We start from the raw sequence: 12,351 nt of genomic DNA on the forward strand, positions 1-12,351 counted from the left end.
ACCGCAACCGCATCCGGCGTCCGCACCACCTGAGCCTCGAACAGATCCACCAACGAACCCGCCCCCACCTCACACCCCGTCGCATTCCAGCCCTGGAGCTGCAGGCGCTCGGAGTCCGAGAGGAGGTCCACGGCCGCGATCGGCTGCTCCGGATCGGCCGCGACGGCCTCCAAGAGCCGGACCAGCCGGTCGGCGAGCCGCAGGGCCGACGCCTCGTCGAACAGGTCGCGGGCGTACTCCAGCCGGCCGGTGATCCCGGCGGCCTCGTGTCGGTCGTCCTGGCGCTCGATCAGCTCCAGCGTCAGGTCGAACTTGGCGGTGGTCAGCGGCAGCGGCACCTCGCTGCTGCGCAGGCCGGGCAGGTCGAGGCCGGCCGAGGGGTTGTTGTGCAGCGAGAGGAAGACCTGGAACAGGGGGTGCCTGGCCAGCGAGCGGGCCGGGTTCAGCACCTCCACCAGCCGCTCGAAGGCCACGTCCTGGTTGGCGTAGGCCGCGAGGTCGGTCTCCCGCACCCGCCGGACCAACTCACGGAAGGTCGGGGCGCCAGAGGTGTCGGTCCGCAATACCAGCGTGTTGACGAAGAAGCCGACCAGCTCGTCGAGCGCGGCGTCGGTACGGCCGGCGATCGGTGCGCCGATGGGGATGTCGTCGCCTGCGCCGTGCCGGGAGAGCAGGGTGGCCAGGCCCGCCTGCAGGACCATGAAGAGGCTGCTGTCGGTGGCGCGGGCGAGCTCCAGCAGGCGCTGGTGGGTCCGCGCGTCCAGGCTCACCGGTACGTCGGCGCCCTGGTAGCTCGACTGCGCCGGGCGGGTGCGGTCGGTCGGCAGCGACAGCTCCTCGGGCGTGCCGGCCAGCGACTCGCGCCAGTGGCCGAGCTGGGCCGTGAGCAAGCTGTCCGGATCGGCCTCGTCCCCGAGGACCTCCTGCTGCCACAGGGTGTAGTCGGCGTACTGGACCGGCAGCGGCTCCCACTGCCGGGCCGCGCCGCCGAGCCGCGCCCGGTAGGCGGCGGAGAGGTCGCGGCCGAGCGGGGCCATCGACCAGCCGTCACCCGCGATGTGGTGGAGCACGATCAGCAGCACGTGCTCCTCCTCGGCGAGGCCGAACAGGTGCAGCTGGACCGGGAGTTCACGGGACAGGTCGAAGCGCGTGGCGGCCGAGCGGGCGAGCTCGGCGGTCAGCGCGTGCTCGGTCACCGTGGCCCGGTGCAGAACCGGGCGGGCCCGGTCGCCGGTGAGGATCTCCTGGTAGGGCGTACCGCCCTGCTCGGGGAAGACGGTGCGCAGGCTCTCGTGGCGCTCCACCACGTCGGCGAAGGCGAGTTCCAGCGCCTCGGCGTCCAGCGGGCCCGAGAGCCGCAGCGCGGCCATCAGGTTGTAACTGCCACTGTCGCCGTCCAGCCGGCTGAGGAACCACAGCCGCTGCTGGGCGGGCGACAGCGGGATCCGCTCCGGCCGCTCCCGACGGCCCAGGGCCGTACGGGCGTCGCCGGCGAATCCGAGCTGTTCGGCGACGCCGGCGACAGTGGGCGTCTGGAAGAGGCTGCGCACCGGCAGCTCCACCTTGAACTCGCGCCGGATCCGGCTGACCAGGCGGGTCGCCGTCAGCGAGTGCCCGCCGAGATCGAAGAAGCTGTCGTCGATGCCGATCTTCTGGAGGTTCAGCACCTCGCCGAAGAGCCGGACGAGCTGCTCCTCCTGCTCGTTGCGCGGTCCCCGGCCGCCTCGGGTGGTTGCTTCGGGGGCCGGCAGGGCCTTGCGGTCCAGTTTGCCGTTGGTGGTCACCGGCAGGGCGTCCAGGCCGACGAACGCCGAGGGCACCATGTACTCGGGCAGAGACTGCGCCATGTGCTCCCGGAGCACGGTGATGTCGAGGGTTGAGTCCACCGGCACCACATAGGCCACGAGCCGCTTGTCGCCGGGCTGGTCCTCACGGGCCACCACCGCCGCGTGGGCGACCAGCGGATGCGCGGCGAGGACGTGCTGGACCTCGTCCAGCTCGATCCGGAAGCCGCGGATCTTCACCTGGTCATCGACCCGGCTCACGAACTCCAGCTGCCCGTCCGCGCGCCAACTCACCAGGTCACCGGTGCGGTACATCCGCTCCCCGGGGCCGCCGAACGGGCAGGCGACGAACCGCTCGCCCGTCAGGCCCGCGCGTCCCAGGTAGCCACGCGCCAGACCCGCGCCGGCGACGTAGAGCTCGCCCGGCACGCCGACCGGCACCGGCCGCAGCATGCTGTCGAGCACGTAGACGCGGCTGTTGAAGACCGGGCGCCCGATGGGCGGCGTACCGGCCCCCACCGCCAGCGGCGCGCTGAGGGTCGCGCCGACGGTCGACTCGGTCGGACCGTACGCGTTCACCATCCGGCGCCCGCCGGCCCAGCGGTCCACCAGCTCGGCGGGGCAGGCCTCGCCGCCGACGATCAGGCCCCGCAGTGAGGAGTGGTCGCCCGGCCGGACCGTCGCCAGCGCCGCCGGCGGGATGAGGGCATGGGTCACCTGCCGGTCGTCTATGAAGCCAGCCAGCAGATCATCGGCGAGCGGGCCGAGGGGCGGCACCACCAGGGCGGCACCCGCCGGGTAGGCCATGCACAGTTCCAGCACCGAGGCGTCGAAGCTGGGGGACGCGAACTGCAGCACGCGGCTGTCGGCGGTCACGTCCATGCGGTCGAGCAGGGAGGCGGCGAAGGTGGCCAGGCCGCGGTGGGTGACCGCGACGCCCTTGGGGCGACCGGTCGATCCCGACGTGTAGATGACGTAGGCCGCGTTCGCGGTCGACACCTCGACGGCCGGGTTCTCCTCGGACCGGCCGGCCAGGTCGGCCTCGTCCAGCAGGAGCGTCGCCACATCCAGGTGCTCGGGCACGCTCGCGACGTGCCGGGAGTCCGTCACGGCCAGGACGGGCGCCGAGTCGTCCAGCAGGTAGCTGATGCGGTCCTGCGGGTAGTCCGGGTCGACCGGCAGGTAGGCCGCACCGGCCTTCACCACGGCGAGCTGCGCGACGGCGATCTCCGTCGAGCGGGGCAGGACGAGGGCCACCACCTGCTCGCGGCCGACCCCCCGCTCGATCAGGAGGTGCGCGAGCTGGTTGGCGCGGGCGTTCAACTCCGCGTAGGTGAGCGAGAGTTCCTCGGACTCCAGGGCAGTCGCCCCGGGGGTCCGCGCCACCTGGGCCTCGAACAGAGCCGGCAGGGTCATCGGCTCGACGGCGCGCTCGCTGTCGTTCCAGTCCGCCAGGACCTGCCGGCGCTCCTGTTCGGCCAGCAGGCCGATCCGGCCGAGGGGCGTCGCATTCGGCTCCACGACCTCCTCCAGCAGCCGGACCAGCCGGTCCAGGACGGCCTCGGCGGCGGCCCGGTCGAGGACGTCCGCGCGATAGTCGAACCTCAGGTGCAGACGCTCGCCCGGAAAGGCGGTGACGACCGCGGTGTAGTGGGTGGCGTCCCGGCCGTCGAACCCGGTGACGTCGACGTCCCCGGCGAGCCGCAGGTCGGCGGCGTCGACCGGGTAGTTCTCCACCACGATGCAGGAGTCGAAGAGGTCCCGGTGCCCGGCCCAGGTCTGAATGTCCGTCAGGCCAACGTAGTGGTACGGCGTCAGCGCGGCCTGGTCGGCCTGGATCCGGTCGGCGAGACCGTCGAAGGTCTGGGCGGGGTCGAGGGTTACGCGCACCGGCAGGGTGTTGATGAACAGGCCGACCATCGACTCGATGCCCGGGATCTGCGGCGGCCGGCCGGACACCGTCGTGCCGAACACGACATCGCGACGGCCGGTCAGCTGGCCGACCACCATCGCCCAGGCGGCCTGGAGCACGGAGTTGAGGGTGCGGCCGGCCGAGCGGGCCCGGTCGGTGAGCGCCTGGGTGAGCGCGGCGGAGAGGTCGAGGGACACCCGCTCCGGAAGCGATTGACTGCCGCCCCGGGTGACGGGAGCGAGCAGGCTGGGCTCCTCGAGACCGTCGAACGATTTGCGCCAGGCGGCCTCGGCCTCCGACCGGTCCTGCTTGGCCAGCCAGGCGAGATATTCGCGGTAGGGGGTGACCGGCGGCAGGCCGGAGTCGTCGCCCTCGGTGCCGTACAGCGCGAACAGCTCGCTCAGGAGAACCGGCATCGACCAACCGTCCAGCAGGATGTGGTGGTTGGTGAGGACCAGCCGGTACCGACCGGGGGCCAGCGTGACGAGGGTGAAGCGCATGAGCGGCGGCTTGGTGAGGTCGAAGCGGCGGGCACGGTCCTCGGCCAGCCACCGGTCCAGCTCGGCCTGGCGCTCCGCCTCGGGGAGATCGCTGAGGTCGGTCTCGGACCAGGGCAGCTCCACCTCACGAGGGATCACCTGGACGGGGTCCTCGAACTTCGAGTAGACGAAGGCCGAGCGCAGGTTGGCGTGCCGCCGCAGCAGGGCTGCCGCCGCCGATCGCATGGCCTTGGCGCTCAGCAGCCCTTCGATTTCGAGCACGAGCTGCACCGTGTAGATGTCAGCCGGGTCCTCGTCCGAATCCCCGTCGTAAACCGCGTGGAACAGCAGCCCCTGCTGCAGCGGCGACAGCGGAAGAATGTCCTCGACTCCAGGCCTCGTCACGTCTTTGTCTCCCACTCAAGATGTGCTCGAAATATCCGCGCCTGCAGACGGTCGGCGCATTCAAGCACTCACCAAACAGTGTGCAGGGACGGCCCGCAACCATCGCTGCAGCAAGCTGCCAGCGGCGGAACTCCGGATCCCGCGATAGAGGAATTCCGGCGACCATCCGGAGCTGGTGAATCGGTGCGACTGCCCCGGTCCGACCATCCGCCCTACGGGCGCACCCCAGAGCGCTGCCGATCGCGCGCACAACAGACCGCAGCACATCGGCAAGAAACTGTCGCAGAGCCGCAAGATTCGGCCCGATCTGCATGATCGGTGACATTTTCCTGCCGTGTCGCTCTCTTGTCAGGCGATTCCGGAGCCAATTCGTGAATCCGTTGAATTCGAGCGACCCGTTCCACGCTGGGCCACCGCCATGGCGCGTGCCGTCCCCCTGGTCGGACTGCCCGCGTGCCTGTGGCGGCTGCCGTTCGCGTTCGGCTTCACCATGAGGACGGTGCAGGAAAGGACGTACAACTGGTGGGAGATCGCGCCGTACCGTCTTCGCCCTGAGCACGGTCTCGGTGTGCCTCGCCCTGCTCTCCATCGGCCCGGCCTGGTGCGCGGGTGGGGCGAGGTCGTGCCCGGCTGGGTCCCGGTGATCGGCGCCCGTCGGGTACCGCCGGCCGCGGCGATCGTGCCGGCGACCATCGGCGGGCTGGTGCTGACCGGCGTACTGGTCGAGTGGTCGCTCGGGATGCCCGGTGTCATCCCCGGCCTGCACTACACCAGCAACGCGTGGCGGGTACTGGCAGTGTGCTGCCAGAGCCTGATGGTCCTGTGGGGCCCGCTGCTGCTCGCCGTCACCTACGCCTACCGGGTGCGGCGCTGCCGCTGAGCCGGCACCGGCGAATGGATCGGGCCAGACCCGCGGGAAGCTGTCCGTGGCCGGCACCGACCAGCCAGGACGGCGCTGCGGCCCTTGCGGGAAGGCGGAGGGGCCGCCCGGTCGGGCGGCCCCTCCGTGCGGGCCCGATCGCTCTTCCGACGCCCTTCGCGCGCCGTTGGGTCGACGCGAGGAGGCCGGCCGGGCCGGGCGGTGCCGGGCCCGGCCGCTCCCGTCACAGTGCGATCTCGACGTCCGTCACCGGGTAGGCCACGCAGCTGTGCGTGAAGCCGTTCTGGGCATCGGACATCCGCAGTCGGGCCTCCTCGGCGTCGAACACCTCACCCGACACCACCCGAACCCGGCACAGGCTGCATTCGCCGGACCGGCAGCCGACCTCGGGCCGGATGCCGTGCTCCTCCAGAGCATCGAGCAGCGGCCGGCCGCGCGGGGTGCGGAACGACGGCCCGCCCTGGACCGTCACCTGGACCTCGCCCTCCGGGTCCCGCCCGGCCGGCCAACCGGCCTGCGTCTGCGGGCGCGCGGGGGCGCCGTTCGCCTCCAGGCGGATCCGCCGCCGTGGGTGCCCGAGCCGGGCCAACTCCGCCAATGCATAGGGGTACATCGCCTGCGGGCCGCAGACGTAGACCATCCGGTCGGCCAGCGGGCCGGTCAGTGCGGTGATCGTCTCGCCGGTGAGCAGTCCGGCCGGCCCCTGCCAGTCGGCACCGGGCCTCTGGACCACGAGGTCGACCCGTACCCGGTCCGGATGGTCGGCCGCGATCTTGTCGAGCACTTCCCGGAAGATCACGTCGTCGGCCGTGCGCGAGCCGTACACCAGGTGAAACCGGCGCGCCAGGCCATGGTCCACGATGTCGCGGATCATGCTCATCGCCGGAGCGACTCCTGACCCGCCGGCGAGGAAGACCAGATCGTCACCGTGGAACAACGGATTGTGGTGGAACGAGCCGAGAGGCCCGGAGGTCCGGACCCGGTCACCGACCGCGAGGTGGTCGATCAGGTGGTTGCTCACCCGGCCGCCGGAGACCCGGCGCACCGTCAGATCGTAGGCGTCGAGCCGGGCCGGGCTGGAGGAGACCGCGAGCGGACGGCTGGTCGCAGTGCCGCCGACGGTCGCATCCAGGGTGACGTACTGACCGGCCTGGAAGGGCGGGAGGTCCGCGCCGTCCGCCCGGCGCAGCCGGAAGGTCTTGGCGGTCGTGGTCTCGGTGATCACCTCGGCCACCACCAGGTCCAGGCCGCTCGGGTGGTACCGGTCGACGAGCCGCTGCACGTCGCCGGCCGCACCGTGGTCGACGCCCTCTCCGGCGCGACGGTCGATCTCGGTCATGATGTCGGGCGCTCCGGCGAACAGCTCGGCCAGCGGATGCGCGGGCATCGGGTCTCCGTAGGGTCAGGCGGCGTTGCGCCGCAGCAGGTTCCGGGCCACTCGTGCCCCGGCCTCCAGGGTCGGCTGGAATCCGCCGACCCCGGCCCAGGCGCCGGCCAGGTGGAGGCCGGGCACGTGGGTGGTCGACTCGTCGTCGCGGAACAGCCAGCTCTCAGTGGCGTCCTGGTCGAAGCCGTAGATCGCGCCGCCGGGGTGGCCGAGGTAGCGCATCACCGTGAGCGGGGTGGCGACGTCGACCTCCTCGATCACGTCGCGCAGGCCGGGGGTGACCTTCTCCAGCAGATCGATCAGCGTCTCGGCGTACGCGTACTTGGTACGTGCGTAGTCCGCGGGTGCGACCTTCTCCCAGACGTCGGCGTACTGCAGGGTCATCAGGCTGACGTGGCTGGCCCCGGCCGGCGCGAAGCCGATCGGGTGCACGTCGTAGGCGCTGGCGCAGATGCTCGGGGCCGGACGCAACGAGCGCAGCCCGTCGATCACCTCGGCCTCGTCGAGCGTCGCGTTGACGAAGTGCGTGCTGGTGCCGAAGCCGAGATCGGCGGGGGTCGCGTCCAGGCCCATGTGCAGCACGAACGCCGACACGCCGATCCGCCGGCTGCTCAGGTCACGCCGCACCGTGTCCGGCACGGCCGACCGGTCCAGCAGCCGGGTGTAGGTGGTGACGGCGGAGGCGTTGGAGACCACCTCCCGGGTGCTCAGCTCCTCACCTCCGGCCAGCCGTACTCCGCGCACCACGCCGTCACGGGTCATGATCCGCTCGACCGCGGTGTGGAAGCGCACCTGGCCGCCGGCGGCCAGGAAGGCGTCCAGTACGGCCGACGACATGGCCTGGCTGCCGCCGCGGACGTGGAAGGGCTTGAACTCGACATAGGTGTACAGCAGGGTCGCCAGTTCCTGGAACGGGAGCCGGGAGGGCGGCTGTCCGAGGTAGTACCAGTACGCGCCCAGCGCCGTCTTCACGCGCTCGTCGTCGAAGTACTCGTCCAGCACCGCCGTGACCGGCCGCAGTCCCTGGCTCAGCAATGCCTCGCCGCGCTTGGTCAGGGCCCGGCGGACCCGCTCGCCACCGGAGCGCTGGGCCATCACCTGCCACATCGCGACCTCACGGCAGAGGCCGAAGAAGCGCTTGAGCCGGTCGAGGTTGCCGGGAAAGGCGTCGTCCAGCGCCTCGGCGGCCCCGGTCCAGTCGGCCGGCAGCGTCACGTCGAGGGCACCGGGCACAACCGCCCGGTAGAGGTCGCGCTCCTCGACGAACTCCAGGCGGTCCGCGACGCCGAGTTCGGCGAAGAGTCCGCGCAGCGAGTTCGGCTGGCCCTCCCGGCCGATCCCGGAGAGCTGGTGCAGCGCGGTCTCGAACTCGAAGCGGCCCCGGACGAACGAGGTGCCGCACCCTCCGGGCACGTTGTGCCGCTCGACCAGCAGGGTGCGGGCGCCGCCGCGCTGCAGCGTGGCGGCGGCGGTGAGACCGGCGTTGCCCGCCCCGATGACGATCACGTCGTAGTCGTCCATGATGCCGTCAGTCCTGCCCGGACCGGACCGCGGCGACGAAGCCGGGCAGCCGGTCGATGCCCCAGAACTTCTCGAAGCCGTCGATGAAGTACGGCACCCCGAAGACTCCGTCCTGGTACACCTTGGTGAGCGCGGCCACACCGCGCTGCTTCAACCCCTCGTCCTGGTGCGCGAGGGCCAGGACGTCCTCGTCCAGACCGAGCCGGCGCGCCACCCCGGCGACGACCTCCGGGTCCGCGATGTCCTCTCCCCGCTCCCAGCGCGCCTGGGAGATCAGGTCGATGTACTGGCGGCCCAGGCCCAGGTCCTCGGCCCTCAGGTAGGCCAGGTGGGAGAGGTCCCAGTCGGGGTCGCGGTCCACCGGCCACGCCATCTCCAGACCGCGCTCCTGGCACAGCCTGCGGGTGTCCTGAAGGATGTACATGTGCTTCTCGCGGGTCATCGGCACATAGGCCAACTCCATGCCTGCCTCGTTCAGTTGCCGCCTGATCTGCTCGCCAGGCTCCCAGTACGGAAACCAGTCGATCCGCTCGGCCACGTCGGCGTAGCGGGTGACCAGATCCCGGAAGGCCATCCACGAGTACGGGCTGCGCAGCGAGAAGTACCAGCGGGGCCGGGTGGCCATGACGGTCTCCAAGAGAGCGAGGGAACGTTCGGGAAAGGGTGCGGCCGGCCCAGCGGGTGGGCCGGCCGACGAGGGATCAGATGGCGATGCCGCCGTCGATCTGCAGGACGGCGCCGGTGATGTACGCCGCCCGGTCGGAGGCGAGGTACGCGACCAGGTCGGCGACCTCCTCCGGCTGCCCCATCCGCCGCAGCGGAACGGAGGCGAGCGCCTCCTTGCGGGTCTTGCCTTCGAGTACCGCGGTCATGTCCGTCTCGATGAAGCCCGGGGCGACGGTGTTGACCCGGATCCCGTATCGGCCGACCTCCTTGGCCAGCGACCTGGAGAAGGCGATGATCCCCGCCTTCGAGGCCGCGTAGTTCGTCTGGCCGGCGTGACCGTACACACCGGCGACCGAGGAGAGGTTGATGATCGAGCCGGACTTCCGCTTCATCATCTCGAAGACGACGGAGCGGCAGAGATGGTAGACGCCGTCCAGGTTGACGTCCATGACCTGGTGCCAGTCCTGGTCTCCCATCATGACCAGCGGGTTGTCCCGAGTGATCCCCGCCGCGGTGACCACGACGTCGATCGGCCCGAGTTCCTGCTCGGTCTCCCGGACCAGGGCTCGGACGGACTCCATGTCCGACACGTCGGCCCGCCGGGCCAGGATCCGTGCCCCGCTCCCGGCCGCCTCCTTGGCGACGGTGTCGGCCGCCTCCTGGTTCGCCTGGTAGCAGAAGGCGACGTCGTACCCGTCCTGGGCCAGGCGCAGCACGGTCGCCCGGCCGATACCACGCGATCCACCGGTGACCAGGGCAACCCGGTTCTTGTTCTCCGCCATGGATTCCTCTGTTGATCCGGGCCGCTGCTGCGCGGCGGCGTGCGTCATGACGTCCATGGCTCGGGAATCAGCAGGTCCTGCCCGGCGCGGCGGACCGGCCTGCCGTGATGGCGACTCGTCGAGCCGGCACCTGTGACCTCCTCGCCCGGAGGCCGAGGAACCGCTGCGACGGTCCAGCGCAGGTCGGCCACGCCAACCAGATGGTCGCCGAGTCGGGCGGATCGCCCGACGGCCACAGCAGTCCCCCCATGTGTGACGATCGCGCAATGGCGATCGGCGTTTCGCTCCGATTACCAGCCCGCGGATTCCGCGACGACCTCGTACACACCCTTGAGGTGGACCATGCGGGCGAGTTCGGCCTGGTCGATGACGACGCCGAACCGCTTCTCCAGCGCGGCCAGGATCTCGATGGCGCGCAGCGAGTCCGCGTCGTGCTCTTCCTTGAAGAGGCTGGTCTCGGTGGCCTCGTCCTCCTCGATCTCGAGAATGTCGCAGACGATTTCCTTGATCTCCGCGAAACGCTCGTCGTAGCTGTCGCCCATGTGGATCAGACTCCTGTCGTCCCGGTTATTCCCGCCGATTCGTGGCGTGGCGGATTGGGCGTAAGTGAATCCGAGTCAACGGCACCGGGCAATAACAGGTGCAGCAAACTGCCATTTCACCCGAGCTCGCGGACCGAGGCCGCCCGGCCGCGGCAGCAGGCTGCCGGGCCGCCTCTGGAGGAGGACGTGGCAACCGCTGGCGGGTCTAATCGAGGGCGTCCCGTGGACCGCCTGACGGGGAGATTCATGTCCCGCGCAGCACCTCGAAAACCCGGAAGTCCACACCGCCGGCCACGCCCCGGCCCTGGCGAAGCCGCCGCTCGCCCCGGACGACTACCGAACTTGAAAGCGTGATGTCGGTCAGCCTTCCAGGGTGTGGCTGGTGTCGGCGAAGCGGCCGTTCGCCCGGTTTGTAACAACCATCCTTGCCGTCGAAACCCGCCCGGAGCCGCGGCCGCCCTCCCCGCGGAGGACTCGATGCCCCCCGCGGGGGTGACCGCCAGACACTACTTCAGGCCGATCCCCCGGCGCCGCCGAGCAAGGAAGATCTACCCATGCGATTCAAGACGCTTCATCCGTCCCCGACGGTCGGTGACACCGCGCAGCCCGTCCCCAAGTGGGCCATCCGCTCCGCCCAGCTCATACCCCTGCTTGTCCTGCCATCGTGCATCTGGCGCCTGCCGTTCGCAGTCGACTACGACATGGGCCAGGTCTACGCCGTCCACAAGACGTGGCACTGGTGGGTGATCCTCTACGTCTTCGGGCTCAGCATTCTCTCCGAGGCACTCGCCTACCTCTCCTTCGGCCTGGTGGCCGGATGGGGCGAAGTGTTTCCTTCCTGGATTCCGATCATCGGAGGCCGACGTGTTCCACCGCTCGCAGCGATCATCCCGGCCACCTTGGGCGGTCTGGCGCTGATCGTGCTGTGGGACCCACTGCCGCTCGCCTTTCTCCACATCGGCGGGGTCCCCCTCGTCGAGTACTCCAACGGCTGGTGGAAGGCCCTCTCGGCAGCGGCTACTCTCCCGCTGACTCTCTGGGGCCCGCTTCTCCTGGCTTTGACGTACGCGTACTACAAGCGCCGTCGTGGAGAGTGACATGCAGTCAACTTGACTTGGTGGAGTCGGTGCGGTTCGCCTGACAACCGGCAGACGCTGTCGGTAGCCCTGTGCTGTGAGGCATGCGCAGGGCGGCGGCCTTATCGACGCCGAGAGGACCGCGCGGGAGCGGATCCGGCTTCAGACCGTGGAACGCTTCGAGGGCGGGGAGCGGAACAGGGAGATCGCCATCGCGTTGCGGGTGAGCGTGCGTTCGGTGGAGCGCTGGCGCCGGCAGTGGCGTGAAGGGGGGCGGCAGGCGTCGCCTCGAAGGGCTCACCCGGCAGACCGAACCTGTCCTCGGCGCAAGTCAAACGTCTGGAGCGCGAGTTGGAGCGCGGACCGCTGGCTCATGGCTGGGAGGACCAGCGGTGGACTCTCGCACAGGTGAAGACGTTGATCGGCCGGCTGTTCCACGTCTCTTACACCGTGGAGGGCACATGGGTCCTGCTTCAGGGGCACGGGTGGTCGTGGCAGCAACCGGCCCGCCGGGCCACCGAGCGCGGCGGTGCGGCTGTCGAGTTGTGGCCGAGGCGTGGCCGCGGGTAGAAGCGCCGCGGGGCCTGGCTCGTCCTTGAGGACGAAGCCGGGCAGTCGATGAGGCCGCCGCGTGCCAGAACCTGAGACAGGGCCGGTTACACGCCGGTCGTGTGGGCAAGAGGCTGGGGAGCCGGCCGGGTCTCCAGGGCGGGGCTGAGCTGCTACAAGCCCGGCTCCACACGAACGGCTGCACCCCAGCCGGGTCTCCAGCAGCCCACGCTCAAGTCCCCCGACGTCCACCGTCGCGGTCCACATCGGCTCGTACTCCAAAACGGCCTTCCCCGGCGCGCGGGTCGGGTTCGTGGTCGCCCGACCAGCAGTTCCGGCACGCCTCCGGTGCGAGCAGCCTCCCTGCC

Annotated in this window: 8 protein-coding genes and 1 pseudogene; 3 read left to right on the plus strand and 6 right to left on the minus strand. The window is 70.6% G+C overall.

The features are described 5' to 3' along the window. On the minus strand, positions 1–4,580 hold a 4,580-nt coding region (locus ACZ3YO_RS03255), incomplete at its 3' end, for an amino acid adenylation domain-containing protein (RefSeq protein ID WP_465564195.1). Positions 4,581–4,998: 418 nt separating this feature from the next. Here ACZ3YO_RS03255 and ACZ3YO_RS03260 point away from each other — a divergent pair. After that, complete coding sequence (locus ACZ3YO_RS03260) at positions 4,999–5,460, plus strand: hypothetical protein (protein ID WP_465564198.1); 462 nt, start codon at positions 4,999–5,001, stop codon at positions 5,458–5,460. A 223-nt stretch (positions 5,461–5,683) separates the two neighbouring features. Here ACZ3YO_RS03260 and ACZ3YO_RS03265 read toward each other — a convergent pair whose 3' ends face one another. The 5 genes from ACZ3YO_RS03265 to ACZ3YO_RS03285 form a co-directional block, all read right to left on the minus strand. Next, entirely contained in the window at positions 5,684–6,847 is a 1,164-nt protein-coding gene (locus tag ACZ3YO_RS03265) for a 2Fe-2S iron-sulfur cluster-binding protein (RefSeq protein WP_465564201.1), read from the minus strand. Positions 6,848–6,862: 15 nt separating this feature from the next. Further along, complete coding sequence (locus ACZ3YO_RS03270) at positions 6,863–8,368, minus strand: phytoene desaturase family protein (RefSeq protein ID WP_465564204.1); 1,506 nt, start codon at positions 8,366–8,368, stop codon at positions 6,863–6,865. A 7-nt stretch (positions 8,369–8,375) separates the two neighbouring features. Continuing rightward, positions 8,376–8,993: a DsbA family protein gene (locus ACZ3YO_RS03275; RefSeq protein WP_465564206.1), complete on the minus strand. Its 618-nt coding sequence runs from the start codon at positions 8,991–8,993 to the stop codon at positions 8,376–8,378. A gap of 76 nt (positions 8,994–9,069) precedes the next feature. Next, a complete protein-coding gene (gene fabG, locus ACZ3YO_RS03280) occupies positions 9,070–9,816 on the minus strand; it encodes a 3-oxoacyl-[acyl-carrier-protein] reductase (protein WP_465565189.1) in 747 nt (248 codons plus the stop codon). Between the two features lie 290 nt (positions 9,817–10,106). Continuing rightward, positions 10,107–10,358, minus strand: coding sequence for an acyl carrier protein (locus ACZ3YO_RS03285; protein WP_465564209.1), 252 nt, complete (start codon positions 10,356–10,358; stop codon positions 10,107–10,109). Between the two features lie 554 nt (positions 10,359–10,912). On the opposite strand from ACZ3YO_RS03285, the gene ACZ3YO_RS03290 reads away from it, so the two are divergent. Continuing rightward, positions 10,913–11,455 carry a hypothetical protein gene (locus ACZ3YO_RS03290; protein ID WP_465564212.1) on the plus strand — a complete coding sequence of 181 codons (543 nt, stop codon included), beginning with the start codon at positions 10,913–10,915 and terminating at the stop codon, positions 11,453–11,455. Between the two features lie 76 nt (positions 11,456–11,531). Then, positions 11,532–12,169: pseudogene (locus ACZ3YO_RS03295) on the plus strand (helix-turn-helix domain-containing protein); the annotation flags it as partial. Positions 12,170–12,351 lie beyond the last annotated feature (182 nt).

The organism is Kitasatospora sp. NPDC022785 (assembly GCF_055561295.1).